The 22,166-nt window shown below is 70.4% G+C and carries 19 protein-coding genes; 9 read left to right on the forward strand and 10 right to left on the reverse strand.

All coding sequences use genetic code 11. The annotated features are described in order from the left end of the window. Positions 1-235 precede the first annotated feature (235 nt). Positions 236-1,477: a capsule biosynthesis protein gene (locus A3862_RS02840; protein WP_043353709.1), complete on the forward strand. Its 1,242-nt coding sequence runs from the start codon at positions 236-238 to the stop codon at positions 1,475-1,477. A gap of 48 nt (positions 1,478-1,525) precedes the next feature. Here A3862_RS02840 and A3862_RS02845 read toward each other — a convergent pair whose 3' ends face one another. After that, positions 1,526-2,107: a hypothetical protein gene (locus A3862_RS02845; protein WP_043381681.1), complete on the reverse strand. Its 582-nt coding sequence runs from the start codon at positions 2,105-2,107 to the stop codon at positions 1,526-1,528. Between the two features lie 214 nt (positions 2,108-2,321). Here A3862_RS02845 and flhA point away from each other — a divergent pair, with 214 nt between their 5' ends. Further along, positions 2,322-4,469, forward strand: coding sequence for a flagellar biosynthesis protein FlhA (gene flhA, locus A3862_RS02850; RefSeq protein WP_043350527.1), 2,148 nt, complete (start codon positions 2,322-2,324; stop codon positions 4,467-4,469). A gap of 232 nt (positions 4,470-4,701) precedes the next feature. Here the strand turns inward: flhA and A3862_RS02855 are convergent, their stop codons facing one another. The 3 genes from A3862_RS02855 to fliI all read right to left on the reverse strand — a co-directional run bounded on the left by A3862_RS02855 (position 4,702) and on the right by fliI (position 7,829). After that, complete coding sequence (locus tag A3862_RS02855) at positions 4,702-5,775, reverse strand: lysylphosphatidylglycerol synthase domain-containing protein (protein ID WP_043350518.1); 1,074 nt, start codon at positions 5,773-5,775, stop codon at positions 4,702-4,704. Between the two features lie 143 nt (positions 5,776-5,918). After that, positions 5,919-6,326: a flagellar export protein FliJ gene (gene fliJ, locus A3862_RS02860; protein WP_012322462.1), complete on the reverse strand. Its 408-nt coding sequence runs from the start codon at positions 6,324-6,326 to the stop codon at positions 5,919-5,921. A 150-nt stretch (positions 6,327-6,476) separates the two neighbouring features. Then, positions 6,477-7,829: a flagellar protein export ATPase FliI gene (gene fliI, locus A3862_RS02865; protein WP_043381683.1), complete on the reverse strand. Its 1,353-nt coding sequence runs from the start codon at positions 7,827-7,829 to the stop codon at positions 6,477-6,479. Between the two features lie 419 nt (positions 7,830-8,248). Between fliI and ctrA the strand changes: the two genes are divergently transcribed. Then, positions 8,249-8,950 carry a response regulator transcription factor CtrA gene (gene ctrA / locus A3862_RS02870; RefSeq protein ID WP_010683835.1) on the forward strand — a complete coding sequence of 234 codons (702 nt, stop codon included), beginning with the start codon at positions 8,249-8,251 and terminating at the stop codon, positions 8,948-8,950. 177 nt (positions 8,951-9,127) lie between these two features. On the opposite strand, the gene A3862_RS02875 is transcribed toward ctrA, so the two are convergent. Both A3862_RS02875 and cysS read right to left on the reverse strand, forming a co-directional pair. Continuing rightward, entirely contained in the window at positions 9,128-9,895 is a 768-nt protein-coding gene (locus A3862_RS02875; protein ID WP_051044778.1) for a trypsin-like serine protease, read from the reverse strand. Positions 9,896-10,014: 119 nt separating this feature from the next. Beyond that, positions 10,015-11,412: a cysteine--tRNA ligase gene (cysS, locus tag A3862_RS02880; RefSeq protein WP_043381819.1), complete on the reverse strand. Its 1,398-nt coding sequence runs from the start codon at positions 11,410-11,412 to the stop codon at positions 10,015-10,017. A gap of 310 nt (positions 11,413-11,722) precedes the next feature. Here cysS and A3862_RS02885 point away from each other — a divergent pair, with 310 nt between their 5' ends. Next, positions 11,723-12,070: a hypothetical protein gene (locus A3862_RS02885; protein WP_043760477.1), complete on the forward strand. Its 348-nt coding sequence runs from the start codon at positions 11,723-11,725 to the stop codon at positions 12,068-12,070. A 37-nt stretch (positions 12,071-12,107) separates the two neighbouring features. Here the strand turns inward: A3862_RS02885 and A3862_RS02890 are convergent, their stop codons facing one another. Beyond that, the gene (locus A3862_RS02890; protein WP_043350523.1) at positions 12,108-12,620 is read right to left on the reverse strand and encodes a CreA family protein; all 513 of its coding nucleotides are present in this window, start codon (positions 12,618-12,620) and stop codon (positions 12,108-12,110) included. 159 nt (positions 12,621-12,779) lie between these two features. On the opposite strand from A3862_RS02890, the gene A3862_RS02895 reads away from it, so the two are divergent. The 4 genes from A3862_RS02895 to A3862_RS02910 all read left to right on the forward strand — a co-directional run bounded on the left by A3862_RS02895 (position 12,780) and on the right by A3862_RS02910 (position 18,391). Further along, positions 12,780-13,832: a DUF2865 domain-containing protein gene (locus A3862_RS02895; protein WP_043350524.1), complete on the forward strand. Its 1,053-nt coding sequence runs from the start codon at positions 12,780-12,782 to the stop codon at positions 13,830-13,832. A 78-nt stretch (positions 13,833-13,910) separates the two neighbouring features. Next, the gene (locus A3862_RS02900; protein WP_043760475.1) at positions 13,911-16,028 is read left to right on the forward strand and encodes an OmpA family protein; all 2,118 of its coding nucleotides are present in this window, start codon (positions 13,911-13,913) and stop codon (positions 16,026-16,028) included. A 211-nt stretch (positions 16,029-16,239) separates the two neighbouring features. Then, a complete protein-coding gene (locus A3862_RS02905; RefSeq protein ID WP_043760473.1) occupies positions 16,240-17,016 on the forward strand; it encodes a class I SAM-dependent methyltransferase in 777 nt (258 codons plus the stop codon). A gap of 88 nt (positions 17,017-17,104) precedes the next feature. After that, the gene (locus A3862_RS02910; protein ID WP_043760471.1) at positions 17,105-18,391 is read left to right on the forward strand and encodes a hemolysin family protein; all 1,287 of its coding nucleotides are present in this window, start codon (positions 17,105-17,107) and stop codon (positions 18,389-18,391) included. Between the two features lies 1 nt (position 18,392). Here the strand turns inward: A3862_RS02910 and A3862_RS02915 are convergent, their stop codons facing one another. After that, positions 18,393-19,733 (reverse strand): glutamate--tRNA ligase, encoded by a 1,341-nt coding sequence (locus A3862_RS02915; RefSeq protein ID WP_043760469.1) that lies wholly within the window; start codon positions 19,731-19,733, stop codon positions 18,393-18,395. A 148-nt stretch (positions 19,734-19,881) separates the two neighbouring features. Here A3862_RS02915 and A3862_RS02920 point away from each other — a divergent pair, with 148 nt between their 5' ends. Beyond that, positions 19,882-21,159 carry an NAD(P)/FAD-dependent oxidoreductase gene (locus tag A3862_RS02920; protein ID WP_043760467.1) on the forward strand — a complete coding sequence of 426 codons (1,278 nt, stop codon included), beginning with the start codon at positions 19,882-19,884 and terminating at the stop codon, positions 21,157-21,159. Positions 21,160-21,173: 14 nt separating this feature from the next. Here the strand turns inward: A3862_RS02920 and A3862_RS02925 are convergent, their stop codons facing one another. Together A3862_RS02925 and A3862_RS31930 are read right to left on the reverse strand one after the other, a co-directional pair. After that, positions 21,174-21,644, reverse strand: a complete 471-nt coding sequence (locus A3862_RS02925) for a hypothetical protein (RefSeq protein WP_043760465.1) — start codon at positions 21,642-21,644, stop codon at positions 21,174-21,176. Beyond that, positions 21,641-21,832 (reverse strand): hypothetical protein, encoded by a 192-nt coding sequence (locus tag A3862_RS31930; protein WP_236953027.1) that lies wholly within the window; start codon positions 21,830-21,832, stop codon positions 21,641-21,643. The genes A3862_RS02925 and A3862_RS31930 overlap by 4 nt, the downstream gene beginning before the upstream one ends. Between the last annotated feature and the right edge of the window lie 334 nt (positions 21,833-22,166).

A 22,166-nucleotide genomic window follows, 5' to 3' on the forward strand; every position in this document is an offset into this window, starting at 1 on the left:
CGGCTGGATCCGGCAGACTGCCTCCGGCCCAACAGCGATGTGGTCATCGATGGCACGCACGGATTCCATCGGACCAGGCCGCGCCGCGACGCGCGCGGCGGCGAAGCCGAGGCATCCATAACGACATGCTTTTGCCGTCTCCCCGTGCGACAGACGATCGGCGTGCGGATTGCGGCGCGGTCATGATCCCGGTGACGGGTCGACCTTCTAGGCCGGGAGGGCCGGGAATCAGACCATGAATATGGAGATCCGGAAGGCAGAGGGACAGCCGGTTACGTCTGCCGACCGTCAACAGGCGGTCACTGAGTCGCTTCGGCAGATCGCGCGCATGTCGCGCTTCGCCGATCGCAAGAAGGGGATCCGATCCTATCAGGTCCAGACCAAGAACGACCCCTGGATCCCGGTCCTGTTCGTGCTCTGTTTCATCCTGCCGGCCTTGGCCGGTGCCGTCTATTACGGCTTGATCGCGTCCAATCGCTACGTCACCGAAGCACGCTTCGCGATCCGACCGGCTCTCGGCTCGTCCGACAAGACATCCTCCGAAACCGGGGGAACCGCTTCCGGCACGTCGAACCAGATGGTGGCGCAGGATACACAGATCACGCGCGAGTTCATCCTCAGCCGGCCGATGCTGGAGATCCTTGAGGGGCAGCTGCCGCTGCGCCAGTGGTTCAGCAGCGATTCGATCGATTACTTTTCACGGTTCGATCCCGAAAAGCCGATCGAGAAGTTCGTCCGCTATTGGAAGCGGCGCGTCGGCGTCGAGGTCGAAGGCGGCTCCGGGATCATGTCCGTCACGGTCGAGGCCTTCGATCCGGACGAATCGCTTGCCATTGCCAAGGCCGTCATGAAGGAGGCCGAGCGCAAGGTGAACGACCTCAGCGTCAAGTCGCGCGAGGACGCCGTGGCGGAGAGCGCGCGCGAACTCCGTCTTGCCGAAGAGCGCATGACCAAGATCCGCCTCGCCATGCGCGACCTGCGCAACCGCGAAGGTGTGCTGGACGCTCAGAAGACGAATGACATCAATATCAAGATGATCGCGGAGCTGCGGGCATCCCGCATCAACCTCGCGGTCCAGCTCGCGATCGGCCAGCGCGACCTCGGTCCCGATTCGCGCCGGATCATGGATCTCAAGCAGCAGATCAAGGATATCGACGACAACATCGCCCGGATCGAGCGGCAATCCGCCAGCCAGGATCCCGATCAGAAGCGGCTGCTGTCCGACGCGTTGACGCGGTTCGAGATCCTGGAGAACGACCGGAAGAACGCCGAGAAATATTACCAGCAAGTGCTGACCGCCTACGAGCGCGCCCGCATCATCTCGGCCCGGCAGATCGAGTTCTTCAGCCCGATCGTCGAGCCCGTGAAAGCGGAATCGTCGACCGAACCGCGGCGGCTCCTGATGATCGGCCTGATCATGGCGGGCGCCGGAATCCTGTTCGGAGCCTCGATGTTCGCTCGTAAGATGATGACCTGACCCACGCCCGCCCCGCGGAGTTGCCCGGGGCAGATACGTATCCTCGCCTCAGCGGGTGGACCGGGCGGCCGGGCCGATCGTACCGCCGGTCCAGCCCTGTGCCCGCCAATCCTCGGCGCGCTCGTCGATGTCGATCGAACCGGCTTGATCCAGAATGGCGAGGACGCGTTCGCCCCGCGACTCGTCGGCCCGAACGGTGACCAGAGTGCCGCCCCGTCGCACGCCTTCCGCATAGGTCTCGGCTTCGTCGGCGCTGAGACCCGCCGCCGTCAGGCCGCCGATCAGGCCTCCGGCCGCGGCGCCGACCCCGGCGCCCGTGACGGCGGCCACGAGCCAGCCCGCCGCGACCACCGGTCCGAGCCCGGGGATGGCCAGCAGCCCGAGGCCGGCGAGCAGCCCCGCGCCACCGCCCAACACCGTCCCGACCGTCGCCCCGGTGCCCGCCGACTCCGCCGCGTCCGACGGGTGGGGCACGGCGGAACCGGGCGCGTGCGGTTCAGCGGGTGAGTCGGGGCGGTTCGCGACAATGCTGATCTCGGCATGGGGGATGCCGGCAGCTTCCAGCCGGTCCACCGCGTCTGCAGCGGCCTCGTATCGGTCGAACAGGGCGGTCAAGATGCGGACGGCCATCGGATCCTCCCGGACATACCCGGGTCGGAGCCCGGAGACGTGGCGACATCGCGGAAAGCCCGCAAAGGGCTCGGACGGGTCCTCATCAAGCGCTTGCGGCAGCCCCGGTTCCCGGCACCGCCCGCCACATCTTAACGCCGCGCTAACCATCCACCCGGCAGATCTTGCCGAGTCCCCCCGGCCCGTCCGGGGGGAACGGTGACGGATGGAATCGATGGCAGAAGCGGCGAGCGCGCCGGCACAGGCGGGCGTCACGACGGTCCTCGGCCAGCTCACATTGCCGACGCGCGGCGACCTCCACGCGCTGTCCAAGCGGTCGGACCTGCTGTTCGCCACAGGCGTGCTGGGGATCCTGGCGGTCCTCATCTTCCCGCTGCCGGCGGTCCTGCTCGACCTGCTCCTGGCGGTCTCGATCATCATGTCGGTGCTGATCATGATGACCGGCCTGTCCATCGACAACCCGCTGGAATTTACCGTTTTCCCGACGTTGCTGCTCATCGCCACGATGCTGCGGCTCGCCCTGAATCTCGCCTCGACCCGCCTGATCCTCGGGCACGGACACGAGGGCACCGCCGCCGCGGGTCACGTCATCGAGGCGTTCGGCCATTTCGTAATGGGCGGCAACTTCGTGATCGGGATCATCGTGTTCGCGATCCTGATCATCGTGAACTTCGTGGTGATCACGAAGGGCTCGGGCCGCATCGCCGAGGTCGCGGCCCGCTTCACCCTCGACGCGATGCCCGGAAAGCAGATGGCCATCGACGCCGATCTCTCGGCCGGCCTCATCGACGAGAAGGCCGCGAAGGCCCGGCGGGCGGCGCTGGAAGAGGAATCGTCGTTCTTCGGCGCCATGGACGGTGCCTCGAAATTCGTCCGCGGCGACGCCGTGGCGGCCCTGCTGATCACCTTCATCAACGTCGTCGGCGGCATCATCATCGGGGTGGCGCAGCAGGGCATGAGCTTCGGCGACGCCGCCAAGAGCTACACGCTGCTGACCATCGGCGACGGTCTCGCGAGCCAGGTCCCAGCCCTGATCGTCTCGACGGCGGCGGGCCTGCTGGTCTCCAAGGCCGGTGTGCGGGGCGCGGCCGACAAGGCCCTCGGCAAGCAGCTCGCCCATTACCCCAAGGCGCTGGGCATGTCGGCGGCCGTGATGCTGCTGATCGCACTCCTGCCCGGCATGCCGATGCTGCCCTTCGTGCTGCTCGGCGGCGGCGCCGGCTACGCCGCGTGGCGCATCAACAAGACCGCCAAGCTGGCCCCGCCCCTCGACGCCCAGGGCGTACCGATGGATGCGGCCGCGGTGGCGGCCGCGGCCGCCCCCAAGGAGGAGACGGTCACCGACCTCCTGAAGCTCGACGACCTCAAGCTGGAGATGGGCTACGCGCTCCTGGCGCTCGTCAACGGCGAAGGTCAGGACCGGCTCACCGACCAGATCAAGGCCCTGCGCCGCCAGCTCGCGGCGGAACTGGGCTTCGTGATGCCGTCGGTGCGCATCCTCGACAACGTCCAGCTCGACGCCAACGCCTACGTGGTGCGGGTGAAGGAGATCGAGGCCGGCACCGGCCGGATCTTCCCCGGTCAGTTCATGGCGATGGATCCGATGGGCGGCCAGGTCCAGCTGCCGGGCCAGCACATGCTGGAGCCGACCTTCGGCCTGCCGGCCACCTGGATCGACGCGGCCCTGCGCGACCAAGCCCAGTTGAAGGGCTACACCGTGGTGGATGCCGCAACCGTGGTGTCGACCCATCTCACCGAGGTCATCAAGGCCCACGTCTCCGAGCTCCTCAACCACGTCGAGGTCTCGAAGCTGCTGCGCGAGCTGTCCAAGGAGCACGCCGACCTGCTGAAGGAGATCGTCCCCTCGCAGATCTCGACCACCGGCATCCAGCGCGTGCTGCAGTTCCTGCTCGCCGAACGGGTCTCGATCCGCGATCTCGGCGCGATCGTGGAGGCGATCGCCGAAGTGGCGGGCGGGGTGAAGAACCCCCGGGACGTGGTCGAGCACGTCCGCGCCAGACTCGGCCGGCAGATCTGCGCGCAGTACCAGGACCAGAACGGGATGCTGCCGATCATCACCCTCTCGCCGGCCTGGGAGCAGGCGTTCATGGAATCGATCGTGGGCGAGCGCGACGAGCGCTACCTCGCTATGCAGCCCTCGAAGCTCAGCGAGTTCGTCAATGCGGTGCGCGACCGCTTCGAGATGGCGGCGCGCCAGGGCGAGATGCCGGTCCTCGTGACCTCGGCGCAGACGCGGCCGTTCGTCCGCTCGATCATCGAGCGCTTCCGCCGGGAGACACCGGTGATGAGCCAGGCCGAGATCCATCCGCGGGCGCGTCTGCGGACGGTGAATTCGATCTGAGCGCAGACGCTCCCTCGCGACCGGACGGATCGCGGCCCCTGGATGTCGGCGTCGGGCTCCGGAACGCCCGGCGGATCATCGCCTCAGGCCGAACGCGGGAGCCCGTTGCACCCCGCGCGGAGACCGGCCTCAGAAGGGTGAGGCCCGCACGACAGTGCTTCGTGCGCTGACTTCCCACAACGGACGCGAGCCGCGACGGCGGACGTCCGCAGAAGTTATCCCACAGGAGGAGTCAGATCGCCTTCTGCTTGAGCTCCCGCTCCATCTCATGGGCGTCGAGGCCAGGGGCGGTGACCGGCGGTTCCGGCACGACGGTCGCCTTCGGTCCGTTCGCTGGGGTGCCGATCGCCGCGGCCAGACGCGAGCGTTCGAATGCGATCACCACGATCACCGAGATCAGCGCCGGAAGCCAGAAATAGAAGACGCGGAACACCAGCAGCGCGGCGACGACGGCGTTCTTACGCGCCTCGTCGGTCTCCGCGATGTTCATGGCGGTGAGGAAGACGATCTCGAAGACGCCGAGGCCACCGGGCGCGTGCGAGGCGAGCGCCACCGAGAAGGAGGCCAGGAAGATCGCCAGGACGGGGATGAAGCCCGGATTGACCGCGTCCGGCAGGGCAAAATAGATGATCCCGGCCGCCCCCAGAAGCTCCAGCGGTGCCGCCGCGAGCTGGCGCAGCATGATCCCCGGGCGCGGGTATTCGAGCTTGAATTTCCGCAGGCTGATCGGCGGCAGCCGCAGAAGCGAACCGGCGACGTAGAGGGCGACGAAAGCCAGCATCCCGATGCCGACGGCGACGGCCGTACTCGGATTGGTCAGGATCGCCGGGAGCTTGTCCTGCAGGCGGGCCAGCAGATGCGGATCGTAAACCAGCGTGAAGCCGCCGAGCAGCACCGTCCCGAGGAAGAACGTGAAGGAGCAGAGTGCCACCAGCACGGCGACCTGCGCCGCCGACAGGCCCTTGGCCGTATAGGCGCGATAGCGGACCAGGGCGCCGGAGAAGACCGAGGCGCCGATATTGTGCGAGAGGGCGTAGGTCGTGAAGGAGCAGAGCGAGACGAACAGCCACGAGATGTGGCGCACGCCCAGATGCAGGAGCGCGATCCGGTCGTACCAGGCGAGCGCCGCATAGGCGACCAGGGTCGAGAAGGCCGCCAGCAGGATCCGGTGCGGCGGGATCGCGAGCACCGCGGCCCAGATCGCCGAGAGCGAGGTGGTCTTCAATTCCTGATAGAGGAAGTAGCCCGATACCACGACGGCCGCGAGGCCAATCATGGGCCAGATAAACTCGCTGATCTTCTTCATGAACACCGACGCCCTGGGGAGAGCCCCTGATGCGCCGGCACGCGACGCGCTGCAAGCGGCATGTCACCGCCGCGATCCCCCTTGTCAGGTGATCGTGACGGTTTCGTGCCGCGGGAGCCTGCCGATCGGTCCGTCGGCCGGGCTCAGCCCCGGGCGCGGTTCAGGCCGATCCCGTCCATGGCGGCTTGGTCCCGAGCCGATTCGGCCGCGCGCTCGGCGGTCCGCTCGCGGTCGTTCAGGATCTCGACCTTCTTCAGTTCCTCGAAAGCCTCGCCCAGCTCGGCCTTCGCCTCGGCGAGCTGACCCTCGAGTGCCTGGGCGGACTGAATCATGTTGTCCCGGCGCGTCGCCGCCGCGCGGGCATAGGTCGGGTAGGCGAAGTGACCGACATCGGTGATTCCGGCCCGGGCCTCCTCGACGGCGACCTCGCGATCGAGCTCCACCGCCATGCGCTGGAAGTCGGCCATCATCATCTCGATCTGGGTCACGCGCCGGCGCTTCTCATCGACCTGGAAGCGGCGCAGGCGGATCAGCGTGTCACGCGATTTCATTAGGACGCTCACTCCACGCAACGCTTGAGGCCGCGCCCGGGATCACGCCCGGACCGTGCCCATGTGCGAGCCTGCCCACGGCAGCCTCGCCCGGATCCCCCACCTGCACCATGTGGTTCGCCGAAGCGTCGCCGCCCCGAGGCATGGTGCCTAGGCCCCGCCGATGATCTCGGTGAGCCGTGCGTAACCATCGCCGATGGACGTTGCTTCTTCCTTACCCTGCCCCAGAAAAGCCTCAAGATACGGCATGAGCGCCACGGCCTCGTCGACCTCCTGGGAGGAGCCGGCCCGGTAGGCGCCGAGGCGGATCAACTCCTCCATATCGGCATAGGTGGACAGCACCCGCCGCGCCCGCCGGACCACCGGCAGATAGGCCGGATCGCACGAGCGCGGCATGGTCCGCGAGACCGAGCGCAACACGTTGATCGCCGGATAGCGCCCGCGCTCCGCGATGGCGCGCTCCATGACGATGTGACCGTCGAGGATGCCGCGCACCGCGTCGGCCACGGGCTCGTTGTGGTCGTCGCCCTCGACCAGGACGGTGAACAGGGCCGAGATCGTCCCCTGCCCCACGCCGGGGCCGGCCCGCTCGAGCAGGCGCGGCAGCTCCGAGAAGACGGTCGGCGTATAGCCCTTGGCGGTCGGCGGCTCGCCGGCGGCAAGGCCGATGTCGCGCTGGGCCATGGCGAATCGTGTGATCGAGTCGATCATGCACAGGACCTTGGCGCCACGGTCGCGGAAATACTCGGCCACCGATAGGGTCATGTAAGCCGCGTTCCGGCGCATCAGCGCCGGCTCGTCGGATGTCGCCACCACCACGATCGAGCGGGCGAGGCCGGCGGCTCCGAGGTCGTCCTGAAGAAATTCCTGGACCTCGCGGCCGCGCTCGCCCACGAGGCCGATCACCGCCACGTCGGCGGCGGTGTAGCGGGCCAGCATCGACAGCAGCACCGACTTGCCGACGCCGGACCCGGCGAAGATGCCCATCCGCTGGCCGGCGCACATCGTCAGGAAGGTGTTGATGCACCGGACGCCGAGATCCAGCGGCCCGCCCACCCGCGTGCGGGCGTGGGCGGGCGGCGGGTCCGCGCGCAGGGGATAGACGTCGGGCCCGTGCGCCAGGGGGCCGAGCCCGTCGACCGGCCGCCCGAGGGCGTCGATCACCCGGCCGAGCCATGCGTCGGACGGCCGGATCGCGCCGGCCGATTCGTCGCGGACGTAGGCGGGGCAGCCGCGCCGCACGCCCTCGAGCGAGCCGAACGGCATGGCGAGCGCCCGGTCGCCCTGGAAGCCGATGACCTCGCAGGGCACCAGCCCGTGGCCGTTGGCGCCCTCGACATCGACCCGTCCCCCGAGCCGCATCGCCGCCACCGGCCCGGCGACCTCGACCAGCAGGCCGCGGATCGCCACGACCCGGCCGAACGTCTCCAGCACCTCGATCCGCTCCAGGGCGGCCTGCGCCGACGCGAGGGAAGCTACGGATCTTGCCGGATCCTGTGTCATCGGCCTGGCTCTCAACGCTTCGTTTACCGGCCTCCTTAACACTGCGGGTCACGGGCTCGTAGCGGCTCGATCCGGGTGGCGGCTTCGGCCGCGCCCGACGAAGTCGTACCGGTGTGTCCCATGGACAACAGCGGGGATCGGATCGTTGCGGAGGAAGTACTTACGCCGAAGGGGGCGAGCGGCCTGGACGCGGGCGGATCGGAATCGGGGTCGGGGCGAGACCGGGGAAACGCTGTTTCTCCTGTCAAGCTCGCGGAACTTCGAACGAGACGCTTGCGGGCAGGAATCAGGTTTTGTTAACGATTAATCCATAGCGTTCCACGTCAAGAGCGACGGAGCGCCCGTCCACAGGCCGGTGGCGGGCGAACGATAGGGACGTGTCTGCGCGCTGATGCGGCCGGCGGGGCTGGGGACCGACGATGCGGGTACTTTTGATCGAGGACGACAGCGCGACCGCGCAGAGCATCGAGCTGATGCTCAAGTCCGAGAATTTCAACACCTACACCACCGACCTCGGGGAAGAAGGTGTCGATCTCGGTAAGCTCTACGACTACGACATCATCCTCCTCGATCTGAACCTGCCCGACATGTCGGGTTACGAGGTGCTGCGCTCGCTGCGCGTGGCGAAGGTGAAGACGCCGATCCTGATCCTCTCCGGCATGGCCGGCATCGAGGACAAGGTGAAGGGTCTGGGCTTCGGCGCCGACGACTACCTCACCAAGCCGTTCCACAAGGACGAGCTCGTGGCGCGCATCCACGCCATCGTGCGCCGCTCGAAGGGCCACGCCCAGTCGGTCATCACCACCGGCGACCTGATCGTGAACCTCGATCAGAAGACCGTCGAGGTCGGCGGCGCCCGGGTGCATCTGACCGGCAAGGAGTACCAGATGCTGGAACTCCTCTCGCTGCGGAAGGGCACGACGCTCACCAAGGAGATGTTCCTCAACCATCTCTACGGCGGCATGGACGAGCCCGAGCTCAAGATCATCGACGTGTTCATCTGCAAGCTGCGCAAGAAGCTCGCCAATGCCAGCCAGGGCAAGAACTACATCGAGACCGTCTGGGGCCGCGGCTACGTGCTGCGCGAGCCGATGGACGGCGAGGAGCGCATGGCGGTCTGATCCGCCCGGCGCATGTCTTCCGAAAAACCCCGTGCGGCTAGGCCGCGCGGGGTTTTCGCGTTTCGAAGGGGCTCCTCCGCGACGGCATCGCCGACGCCGCGCAGGGACATCGGGCCGCGCGCGACCGTGGCGGGCGTGGCGCAGGCCGGAGCTTCCGGCTCGCGATGGACGCTACGCTCACCGCATCCCGGTCGCGGAGAAGACCTGTGCGGCCGGCGCGATCACCACGTAGCCGCCGCAGGGCGCGGCCCGGCTGATTACCGCACTGGCCACGCCCCAGATGTAGGTGCCGCGACGATCCTGCGCGACGACAGGGCCGCCGGAATCACCGAAGCAGACCCGGGCGCCGTTGGCCCGGGCGATGGTAAGCCCGGTATTGCTGGCCGCGATCGGCGTCAGCGTGGCGGTGCGCAGGCGTCCGACGGTGCGGCCGGACAGGCCGGCGCCGGCGATCCGCAGGCTCTTCGGGACCCGTCCGGGATCCGCCGCCAGCGGCACGGGCCGCCGGTCGCGCACCGGCTCGGTCAGGCGGAGCACCGCGAGATCGAGGGAGAGGTCGGAGAGGCTGACGCCCGACGCCTCGTTCGGCAGCATCTCCCCCGGATCGGGACTGTAGCGGGCGGCGACCCGCGCCCCGTAGACCGGCCGTGCCGGCTCGCTGCCGCGGAAGAAGACGACCAGCGCGCCGAGCGGATCGCCGTTCACGCAATGCGCCGCCGTCAGCACGAGATCCGGAGCGATGAGCACACCGCTACAGCGGGTCAGGCGCAGCGCCTCCTCGGGCTGGGTGATCGTGCCGATCGCGACGGTGGCCTGCGCCAGGGCATCCCGCCCCGCGGCCGCCCCGCCGTCGATGGCGAAAGCCGGCCCCGACAGCCCCAATCCGAATGCCAGGGCCGATGCGGCGGCGGCGCAGCGCGCCCCGATGGTCGCGAAGATGGTCACGTGCTGCTCTTCCCCGGCGCGAGCCCCCGGACCACAGATGCCGCGCACGCCGCATCGCGCAAGCGGGCGCGAGGACGCGGCCGCCGTGACATCCGTGACGTCGGCGGCCGGCTCAGCAATCAGCGCGCCACCGTCCAGGCGGTGGTGCCGTCCTTGTTGTCCTTCACGGCGACGCCCATCGCGGCGAGGGCATCGCGCGCCCGGTCGGAGGCGGCCCAGTCTTTCGCGGCCCGCGCGGCGCGGCGCTCGGCGATCAGCGCCTCGACCGCCGCGACGTCCACGCCGGACGCCGCAACCTGCGCCTGCTCGCGGTCGCTGCGGGTGCTGGCGAGGAAACCGAGGAGGTTCGCACCGGCGCGCAACGCGCCGGGCTGCGTCTCCGCGCTGCTCGCGAGCCGGTGCAGCTCGTTGATCGCCGCCGGCGTGTTAAGGTCGTCGCAGAGGGCCTCGACCACCCCGGCGGGGACGTCGGACGCGGCGGGCGCATCGCCGGCGGCATTGTACCAGCGGTCGAGCACGCGGCTCGATTCCTCCAGGCCGCGCAAGGTCCAGTCGATCGGCTGCCGGTACTGGGTCTTGAGCATGGTGAGGCGCACGACCTCGCCCGGCCAGTCGTTCAGCACGTCGCGGATGGTGATGAAGTTGCCGAGCGACTTCGACATCTTTTCCCCCTCCACCTGGAGGAAGCCGTTGTGCAGCCAGACGTTGGCCATGACCGGCGTTCCGAAGCAGCAGCGCGACTGCGCCACCTCGTTCTCGTGGTGGGGGAAGATCAGGTCGATGCCGCCCGCGTGGATGTCGAAGGTCCGGCCGAGATGCTTGGCCGACATCGCCGAGCACTCGATGTGCCAGCCCGGCCGCCCCGCCGCCGCGATCCCCGCGGGCGACGGCCAGGACGGCTCGCCGGGCTTCGCGGGCTTCCACAGGACGAAATCGAGGGGCGAGCGCTTGTAGGGGGCGACCTCGACCCGGGCGCCCGCCTCCATCTCGTCGAGGGGCCGTTTCGACAGGCCGCCGTAATCCGGCATCGACGGGACGTCGAACAGCACGTGGTCCTCCGCCACGTAGGCGTGGCCGGCCCGGACCAGCGCCTCGATCATCGTCACCATCTCGGCGATGTGATCGGTGGCGCGGGGCTCGACGAAGCGGGGCCGCTCGCCCGGCACGTTGACGTCCTCCGGCATGAGCACGCCGAGGTCGCGCACGTCCCGGTGGAACTGCGCCAGCGTCCCGTCGGTGAGTTCGCGGATGGTGATGCCGCGCTCGGCCGCCCGGGCGTTGATCTTGTCGTCCACGTCGGTGACGTTGCGCGCGTAGGTGACGTGCCCCGGCCCGTAGAGGTGGCGCAGCAGCCGGAACAGCAGGTCGAAGACGATGATCGGCCGGGCATTGCCGATATGGGCGGCGTCGTAGACGGTCGGGCCGCAGGCGTAGAGGCGGACATGCTGCGGATCGATCGGCGCAAAGGCTTCCTTGGCGCCGGTCAGCGTGTTGTAGAGCCGCAACATCGGCGCCATGAAACCCATCCCTATTCCGGCGCCGCGGCCTGATCCCGGCGCCGCGCCGGCGCCGGAAAACCGGCCCTGCCGTCAACGACCTGCGGGCCCCGCGCGGCGAAGAACGGCCGAAACGTGGCGGATCCGGAAGGCCCGCCACGGCACCCTGTTGCATCGCGGCGACGGCGCGGCCCGCGCGATGGGGCTAACCCAAAAGCGTGAGGAATTCGAGATGGCCTGCGCGCCCTGCGCGTAAGGCTTCCTTAACCGCGCCGTCGGACCGTCCGGGGCACGATCCTCACGCCACAGATCCTGTGCCCAAGGACAATTCATGCGACGCTCGGCCGCCGGTTCCCTCGCCCTCGTCACCGTTCTTGCCTGCGCAGGCCTGACGCATGTCGCGCTGGCCGGCACCGACGGCGAGACGCCTGCGAAGGCGCCCGCCCGTGTCGAGAAGACCTTCCTGATCCCGTCGAGCGATGGCTACGGCGTCGGCGAATGCCTGACCACGCCGGGCAGCGCCTGCGGCCAAGTCGTCGCCAACGCGTGGTGCGAGGCGCAGGGCTACGCGGCCGCCAATTCCTACGGCGTGGCCGCCGCCGACGAATATACCGGCGCGATCAGCCAGCCGGTCCCGGCGCCGTCCGAGCGCCCGATCCGGATCACCTGCCAGGACTGAGCCGGCCACGGCCGGCCCAGTCGGCAGGGCGCTCCGCTCACTTCATGAAGTCGGCGCATTTCTGCGCCGGTTCGGTGCCCCAGGGCGCCAGCGGCACGGCCGAGGTCGAGTTCTTCGGCGAGCCCTGGATGACCTTGTCCGAATAGACCATGTAGATCAGCGTATTGCGCTTCGCGTCGCAGCCGCGGACGATCTGCATCGACTTGAAGATCAGCGACCGACGCTCGCTGAACACGACTTCACCCTGGCTGAGCTTGCCCTTGAAGGCGATCGGCCCGGTCTGGCGGCAGGCCAGCGAGATGTCCGAGACGTCCTCGGCGAGGCCCAGCGTGCCCTTGATCCCGCCCTTCTCGGGCTGGGTGTACCAGCAGGCTACCCCCGAGACTGCCGGATCGTCCACGCCGTAGACCACGAGCTTGTCGTTGGGGGTCAGCGGCCGCCAGACCGTCGACTTGTCGAAAATGCGATCCGGCTCCTGCGCCGAGGCCGGACCGGCTGCGGCCAAGCCCACGGCCAACAGCCCGACATAGGTGAGACTCCGAAACAACATCACTGGCCAATTCCCCCTCACGCTTGCCGGCCGGATGTAGGAGGGGTGTCGCGGTCTTGCGAGGGGGCGTAGAATGGCTCCGCTTCGGTTCCGAAGCGCGGATGCGCGCGGGCCTGGATTCTCCGGATCGCCGCGCACCCGATCAACGCGATGCAGCCTATGCCTCACCGCCCGATCGTCCGTACGTTCGGCCGCCTCGTCCTGAGCGCGGCCATAGCCCTCGGACTGTCCTATCCCCTCGCCACCGCCGCGCGCGCGCAGGACGCGGCTCCCAGCCCGCCGCCGACCGAGGCACGGCCGGCGCCGCAACTGCCGTCGCCCCAGTGCCGGCGGTACCGGGCGGAGCTGGCCTCGCTCCAGACCGGCGCCAGCACGACGCGCGCCCTGAACGACGAGATCGGGCGGCTCGAGGCCTATTTCCGCGGCCTCAACTGCGAGGGCGGCAAGTTTTTGTTCTTCGACACGCGACCGCCGCAATGCGGGGCGGTGGAGCAGCGGATCCGCGCCCTCAAGGCCACCTATGGCGGCGCCGTGATCGACGACAGCGGCGCCCGGAAGCGTGAGCTCCAGGGGCTCGTCGCCTCCACCTGCCCGCCGCGCGAGACCTATGCCGGCTCCGGCGAGGCCTATGCCCGGGGCGGCCCGCAGACGGTCTGCGTGCGCACCTGCGACGGCGGTTTCTTCCCCCTGAAGAACCTGCCCGAGGGACGCGGCGGTGCCGACGAGATGTGCCAGGCCCTGTGCCCGGGGACCGAGGCACAGGCCTATTCGATGCCGTATGGCGACGATGCCCTGAAGCACGCCGCCACGGTGAAAGGCAGCCGCGCCTATGCGAGCCTCGCCAACGCCTTCAAGTTTCGCAAAGAATTCGTTCCGAACTGCTCGTGCAAGCCGGAGGGCAAGAGCTGGGCCCAGTCCCTGGTGAAGGCCGAGAGCATGCTGGTCCGGCACAAGGGCGACATCTTCGTCACGCCGATGCAGGCCGAGGCGCTGTCCCGGCCGAAGGTGCGCCTCACCCTGGTGGGACGGGCCGACCGGACCGCGGCCGAACTCGCCGCCGATGTGGCCGGTCGCGCCGGGGTCGACACGAAGGCTGGCCTGACACCGGAGGAACCCGGAAAGGCCGAGCCGGCGGCGGCGAAACCCGATCACGTTGCCGTGCGCATCATCGCGCCGGACGTCGTCGCTGTCCCCAAGCGCCTCACGCCCTGAGACCTCCCCCGCCCGCGCGCGGGGGAACCAAATGCCGCGTTCCGGGTTCGGGTCGGCCTGAACCGACATGGGACCGCGATGCGTCTGCTCCGCCTGATCCTCCTCACCGGCACGGTGCTGCCGGCCCTCACGCTCATGCAGCCCGCCGGAGCCGAGCCGGGCCGGTTCCACCTCGCACAAGGTGGACCGGAGGAGCGCGGCCCCCGCGGCGGCGAGCCGCCACACGGCGGACCGCGCCCGGAGCGGCCGCCGCAGGAGCGGCCCGGCCCGCAGCCGGGTCCGCCGGCTGGACGTGAGCGCCCCGAGCCCCGACCGGAGCCCCGGCCGGAGCGCGCCGCACCGCCGCCGCGCGAGCGACCGGAACCGCCGGCCCAGCGTGCACCGCAGGCTGAGCAGCCTCAGCGGGAGCGCGGGCCCGAGCGCCGTCCCGAGCCGCCGGCATCGCGCCCTCCGGCACAGGAGCGGCAGCAGGAGCGCCAGGATCGGCAGCAGGAGCAGCGCCAGCCGGATCAGCGCCAGCAGGAGCGCCGGGAGCAGCAGCCGGATCGTCCGGATCGCGGGCCTCAGGACCGCGCAGCGCCCGGGCGGCCCGGCCCGGAGCGGCAACAGGCGCCGGATCGGGACCAGGGTCCTGCTCCTCAGCCGAAGCCGGAGCGGCCGCCGGCACCGCCGCAGCAGCGTCAGGCACCGGACCGGGATCGCGCGGCCCCGGAGACGCCCCCGAACCGTCCCGCACAGCGCGACGCCACACCCGACCGTGGGCCTCCCGGCCAGCGACCGGCCGGTCAAGGCGGCCCCGATGCGCGCCCGCAGGCGCCCAATGCGACGCCGGACGGGCCCGGCAGACCGTCCCAGCGTCTGGATGCCCAGCCCGAGAACCGTCCGCAGCCGAATACCGGCCCGGGCGCAGAGCCCGGCCGGCCGGGCTCGCCCAACACGGCTCCGGGGGTCCCGGGGCGGCCGTTCCAGCCTCAGGGAGGCCAACCCGAAGGGCGCGGGCAGCCCCAGCCGAACGGCGCGCCCGGCGCCGAGCCGGGACGACCGCTCCCGCCCAACATGGCCCCGGGCGTCCCGGGCCGCCCGTTCGTGCCGCCGGGACAGGGCGCGGCGCCAGGACAGGCTCCGCCCCCCGGAGGCGTGCCGCCGGGACAGCCGCCGGTGGGTGGCCCCGGCCGGCCGGTAGATCCCGGCCCCGGTGCCTTCAACCGGCCGGGCCAGCCGGGCTACGTCCCCGGCGGCTTCCGGCAGAACGACACGGTGCGCGATTTCGAGCAGGTCCGCAGCGACCGCCGCGAATTCGTCGAGGATGGCCGGACCTACTATCGGGAGCCGGGCCGCATCATCGTGCGGGATCGCGACAGCTACCTGATCCGCCACGACGAGAACGAGCGCTTCCGCGACCTCGACCCGCGCGGCTACCGGTTCGAGCGTCGGGGCGCCGAATTCTACAGCTACGTCGCGTGGTCCGGCGGCGGCCAGATCGTCACCGTCACCGACGATGACGGCCGGCTGCTGCGCCGCTACAGCCGCTACCCCGACGGCCGGGAGGTCGTCCTGATCGACAACAGCTATTCCGGTCCGCTGCGCCCGATCTACGAGGACGTGGTGGCGCTGCCGCCGCCCGATATCCGAATCCCGCGGGACCGCTACATCGTGGACTACGCCCAGGCCGACGAGGCGGAGGTCTACGAGGCGCTGACGGCACCGCCGGTTGTCCCTGTCGAACGCCGCTACACCCTCGATCAGATCCGCTACAGCCCGGACCTCCGCGCCCGTCTGCGCTCGGTCGACATCAACACGATCACCTTCGATACCGGCTCGTTCACCGTGACGCCGGATCAGGCGGCCAAGCTGTCGGTGATCGCCGCGGCCATGAACCGCGCGATCCAGGCCAATCCGCGGGAGGTCTTCCTGATCGAGGGCTTCACCGACGCGGTCGGCTCCGACATCGACAATCTCTCGCTGTCGGATCGGCGTGCCCAATCGGTGGCGACCGTGCTCACGGAGCAATTCCGGGTGCCGCCGGGCAATCTCACCACCCAGGGCTACGGCGAGCAGTATCTCAAGGTGAACACGCAGGGCCCATCCCGGGAGAACCGCCGTGTCGTGGTCCAGCGGATCACGCCTCTGCTGCAGCAGGGTCCGGATCAGGGACAGGCAGCGCCTCCGCCTCCGTCGGCGCAGCCGCCGCGCTGAATCGGTCGCCGCGCAGATTTGCCCTGCGCGGCGCTCCACGGTCCGGGGCGCTGCCCTGCCTCGAGGCAGGTGGCAGGAGTGGATGGGAAACCACTCGGTCGGATGGAACGGCGTGGTGCTGATCCCAGGCAGCCTGTACGGTCGCCTCTGATCGTCGCCCTGCGGCTGTGCCACCGCCCGCCCCGCGCGATCCGAACCAGGAGATCCGCCCATGAGCGCGCGCAGCCACGCCCGACATGTCGTCGACCAGTTCGGCGCGCAGGCCTCCGCCTACGTGACCAGCGCCGTGCACGCGGCGGGCGCCGACCTCGACCGGATCGGCGTTCTGCTGCGCGCGCGGCCGGGTGCCCAGGTCCTCGACCTCGGCTGCGGCGGCGGCCATGTCGCCTTCACGGCCGCCGCCGCCGGCGCCGCCGTCACGGCTTACGATCTTTCGGCTGACATGCTGGCAGCGGTCTCCGCCGAGGCGTCCCGGCGGGGTCTCGACCGGATCGAAACCCGGCAGGGCGGCGCCGAGACCCTGCCCTTCCCGGACGCGATCTTCGACGCGGTGCTGACCCGCTACAGCGCCCACCACTGGCGCGACGTCCCGGCGGCGCTGGCCGAGGCGCGGCGGGTGCTGCGGGCAGACGGCCTGCTCGTCGTCAGCGATATCGTCGCTCCGGAGGATCCGCTGCTCGACACGCACCTGCAGGCCGTGGAGCTGCTGCGCGACCCCTCGCACGTGCGCGACTACCGGGTTTCGGAATGGCGCGCCCTTTTGGAAGCGGCCGGGTTCGAGCCCGGCGCCGTGATGGCGAGCCGGCCGCGCATGGACTTCGCCAGCTGGATCGCCCGGATGCGCACGCCGGAGATCCATGTCGCGGCGATCCGCGCCCTTCAGGCTACGGCGCCCGCCGAAATCACCGCCCATTTCGGCATCGAGGCCGATGGCAGCTTCCTGCTCGACGCCGCACTGATCGAGGCGACCCCGAGGCTTGGCCGTTGAACGGTCGCGGACACATCCCCATGTTGCAGGACCGCGCCACCAGAGGAAGCCGTCCCCGCCCAGCGGGGTCCCGGCTCAATGATCCGGTCTGATCGAGCTCCTCGTCGTCGTCCTGCTGATCGCGCTCAACGGCGTCTTCTCGCTGTCGGAGCTGGCCCTGGTCTCGGCTCGCAAGAGCCGGCTGCGCGCCTTGGCCGAGGAGCGCCGCGCCGGCGCGAAGGCCGCCCTCGCGCTGGCCGAGGAGCCGGGGCGGTTTCTGTCCACCGTTCAGATCGGCATCACGCTGATCGGCATCCTCTCCGGCGTGGTCTCGGGCGCGGCTCTGGGCGACCGCCTCGCCCTGATTCTGATCGATCTGGGCTTGGGCAAGGGCTGGGCCGACACATTGGGCTACACCCTGGTGATCGGCGTGATCACCTACCTGTCGGTGATCATCGGCGAACTGGTCCCCAAGCACCTCGCCTTGCGCAACCCCGAACGGATCGCCTGCATGGTGGCGCCCGGCATGCGGGTGGTCTCGCGCGCGGCTCTGCCGGCCGTGTGGCTCCTCGACGCTTCGACGCGGGCGGTGTTCCGGCTGATCGGCCAGGAGACAGAAAGCGCGAGCGCGGTGACCGAGGAGGAGATCCGTAGTCTCGTGGCCGAGGCCGAGACCGCGGGCGTCATCGAGGGCGACGAGCGGGCGATGATCTCCGGGGTCCTGCGCCTCGGCGACCGTCTGGTGCGCGGCGTCATGACTCCGCGCACCGACGTGACCTGGATCGATCTCGCCGATGATCCGGAGACCGTCCGGGCACGCATTTTCGCCAGCCCCTATGCCCGTCTGCCCGTCGCCGATGGCGGCCCCGACGCGATGATCGGCGTGCTTCAGCTGCGCGACCTGATCGGCCCCTTGTCGCGGGGGGAGCCCCTCGACCTGCGCGCGCAGGTCCGCGCGGCCCCGGTGCTTCCGGACACGCTCGATGCCCTCGACGCCCTGGATACGCTGCGCCGGGCCTCGGTGCCCATGGCCCTGGTGCACGACGAGTATGGACATTTCGACGGGCTCGTGACCCCGGCCGACATCCTCGATGCCATCGCCGGGGCGTTCCTGTCGGAGGATACGGAGCCGGACGCGGTACCCCGCCCGGACGGGTCCTGGCTGATCGCGGGTTCGATGCCGGTCGATGAACTGACCGACCGGCTGGGCCTGCGTCTCCCGCCCTCGCGCGACTATGCGACGGTCGCCGGCCTGGTCATCGCGGTGCTCCAGCACCTACCGGAGACGGGCGAGACCTGCGACATCGCCGGCTGGCGGTTCGAGGTCGTGGATCTCGACGGCCGGCGCGTCGACAAGTTGCTCGCGAGCCGTCTCGCCGAAACCGAGGCGTCGTAGCTCAAGCGGTCTCGCCGGACAGACGCCGCGCCGCGCGTGCCCGTCCGATCAGCGGCAGCAGACCCGCGAGGTCCGGGCCGTGCTCCAGCCCGGTCAGCGCGAGGCGGAGCGGCATGAACAGGCCCCTCCCCTTCGCGCCGGTCCGGCTTCGGATCTCCGTCGTCCACGCTTTCCAGGTGTCCGGGCCGTATGGCTCCGGGGGCAGGGTCTCGCAAGCGGCCGAGATCACGGCCGGCTCGGTGAGGACAGGCTCGACCGGGCCGGCGACGACGCGCCACCAATCGGCCGCCTCGGGGACACGGCCGAGATTGGCCCGGACCGCCAGCCAGAAGGCTTCGGCCCGATCCGCCGGAATCCCGAGATCGGCGAGGCGCGCGGCCGCCTCCGCGTACGGCATGGCGTGGATCAGTCGGGCGTTGAGGCCGTCGAGTTCCGCCGGATCGAACCGGGCGGGCGCCCGCGAGATCTCGCCGAGGTCGACGAGACGCGCGAGGGTGTCGAGATCCGGGACAGCCCGCACGGATTCGGCCGAGCCGGTGAGCACGGCCAGCGAGCGGACCGCCGCGGGCTCGTAGCCGGCCTCGCGCAGGCCCCGCAGCGACAGGTGGCCGAGGCGTTTTGACAGCCCTTCCCCGTCGGCGGTCGTCAGCAGGTTGTGGTGGCCGAAGACCGGGACGGTAGCGCCCAGGGCCTCGAAGATCTGCACCTGCACGCCGGTGTTGGTGACGTGATCCTCGCCGCGGATGACGTGGGTGACGCCGAGATCGGCGTCGTCCACCACCGACGGCAGCGTGTAGAGATAGCTGGCATCGGCGCGGATCAGGACCGGGTCCGACAGGGACGCGCAGTCGACATGGGCCGGACCGCGGACGAGATCGTCCCAGGTGACGGTCCGCGCCTCCAGAAGGAAGCGCCAATGCGGGCGGCGGCCCTCGGCCTCGAACGCCGCGCGCTCCTCGGCGGTGAGCCGCAAAGCCGCCCGGTCGTAGATCGGCGGCTGGCCGCGTCCGAGCTGGCGTTTGCGGCGGCGCTCCAGCTCCTCCGGCGTCTCGTAGCAGGGATAGAGCCGGCCCGCTGCGCGGAGGCGGTCGGCGGCAGCGTCATGCTGCGCCTTGCGGGCGCTCTGCTTCGCGAACAGATCGGGCACGATGCCGAGCCACGCGAGATCCTCGGCGATCGCCTCGGCGAAGGCTTCCGTGGAGCGCTCCGCGTCGGTGTCGTCGAGCCGCAGCAGGAAGCGCCCCCCGGTCCGGCGGGCGTACAGGGCGTTGAGCAGGGCCGGCCGGGCGTTGCCGATATGGAGGTAGCCGGTCGGTGACGGTGCGAAGCGGACGAGAGTCATGGACCGCTCTGTAGCCGATCTCTGCGGGAATGTGCGCGGGACTTCATGACGGCCCCGGACCGATGCACCGCTCTGCGGAGTCCCGCTACCCAGGAGGCGGAAAACCCGTCAGAAGGGCGCGCGTGGTGCGGTGCGGGATATGAGCGGCATGGCGACGGACGGGACGGCCGACATCGTGGTGGTCGGCGGCGGGATGGTCGGCCTCGCCAGCGCCATCGCGCTGAAGGATCGCGGCCTCGACGTGGTCCTGTGCGATCCCGGCGAGGCCCGAGCCCGGACCTCCTACGGCAATGCCGGCGTGGTCAGCCGCGGCTCGATCCTGCCGATGTCGAGCCCCGCCCTTTGGGGCAAGCTCCCGGCCTACCTGCGCAACGCCGATTGCGGCCTGCGCCTGCACTACGCGCATCTCCCGCGGATCATCCCCTACACGGCGCATTTCCTGGCGGCCGCCCGCGCATCCCGGTGGCGCCGCGCGGCAGCGGCGCTGCTCCCCCTGACGACCGCCGCCTATCCGGCCCATGAGCGGCTGGCCGCCCGGGCGGGGACCGGCGACCGGCTCCAGCGGACCGGCTGGATCAAGGCCTATCGCACGGAGGCGGCCTTCGCGGCCGCGGCCCTGGAGCGGGAGATCCTGGCGAGCCACGGCGTCGCCTTCGAGATCCTCGATACGGCGGCCCTGCGCGCCCTCGAGCCGGCCCTGGTGCGGCCCTACGCGCGGGGGATGCTGCTGACCGAGACCGGCTCGGTGCGCGAGCCCGGCCGTCTCATCGAGGCCTGCGAAGCCCTGTTCGACGCTCTCGGCGGTCGCCGCCTGCGCAGCCACGTCGCCCGCTTGGCGCCCGAGGCGGGCGGGTGGCGCATCGATCACGACAGCGGCACGGTGCAGGCCCGCCAGGTCGTCCTGGCGGCCGGCGCCGCCTCGGGAGCGATCGCCCGGACCCTCGGCTATCGCTTCGCGGTGGCGGCCGAGCGCGGCTACCATCGTCACTACGCCCTGCATCCGGACAGCCCGCCGCTGACCCGGCCAGTCCTCGACACGGGGGCCGGCTCCATCCTGTCGCCGATGGGCGACCACCGGGTGCGGGTCCTGTCCGGCGTGGAACTCAACGCCCGCCGCGCCGCACCCGATCATACCCAGATCGAGGCGGCATCCCGGGAAGCGGCCGGAACGCTCCGGCTCGGCGGGCCCCTGGACAACGCGCCGTGGCTCGGCTCCCGCCCATCGACGCCCGACGGGATGCCGGTCATCGGCCGGGCACCGCGTCACACCGGCCTGCTGTTCGCCTTCGGCCACGGCCATATCGGGCTGTCCACCGGGCCGATCACCGGCGAGATCGTCGCCGATCTCGCCACCGGCCGCACGCCGGCGGTGCCGGTGGCCGCCTTCGCGCCGGAGCGGCTTCTGCGCTGGCCACGCCTGCTCTGACGGCGCTCCCGCTCTCAGCGCCAGTCGTAGGGGTTGTAGGGCTCGAGCGCAGCCTGGACCTTCCGCAGGACGTCCGGCTGCCGCTGGAGATCGGCCTCCCGGGCCAAAGCCCGGAGGAACGCCTGCGGGCCATGCTCCAGATCCCGCGCCAAGCCGTTGTAGCGGTCGGCGGGCTCGACATGGGGGGGATTCACCGCGACGCGGTACGCGAGGCCGCAATTCGGCGGGTCGATCCCGAGCCGATAGCAGATCCGCACCCGGGCGAAGGGCACGTCAGGGCGATAATCGACCCGGTACCCGCCGAACCGGAAGGCACCTCCGGTCACGCGCTCGGCATAGGCCAGCGTCCGCGCCACCGTGGTGAAGCCGGCGGTGCGCCGGTCACGCACGAGGTCGATCGCCGCGCGCTCCGTCGGGACGAAGGGCTGTGCACAGGCGGTACCGGACACCAGCACGGCCAGGAGAGCGGGAACGACGAATCTCATGGCTTCTTCATGCAGACCGCGACGGGCTCGGCATCCTTGGCCGCCTTGGCGGTCATGTCGAGGCAGCCGACGGTGGATATACCGTCCGTCTGTGTCACGGACGGCAAAACCGCCATGCCCCGGCAATAGGCACCGATCAATTCCTCGTCACGACGACAGGCCACATCCAGGCGCACTTGGCTGCTCATCGACGGCCCCGGCGGACCGGGCGGCCCGGCCGGACCCGTCTCGCCCGTGGGACCGCGTGCCCCGGTCGCTCCGTTCAGGCCCGCAGGCCCCGCTGGCCCCGGAGGCCCCCGGTCACCCGTCGCACCGGGAGGTCCTGCCGGCCCCGGCTTCGGCGCGTCACAGGCGCCGAGCGCGAGCGCCATCGCGCCGAGCAGGAGCGCGGTCGGTGGGCCTCTCATGCGGGTCTCCGGTGGGGCTTGCGCAGAGGGAACTTGGTGCGCAAGCCAATCGGGTCAACGGCGCCTCGTCGATCGCCCGCATCGATACAACCAAAAGTAGTAGTCCCTGGATAAA

This window comes from Methylobacterium sp. XJLW (assembly GCF_003254375.1).
GTDB lineage: Bacteria > Pseudomonadota > Alphaproteobacteria > Rhizobiales > Beijerinckiaceae > Methylobacterium > Methylobacterium fujisawaense.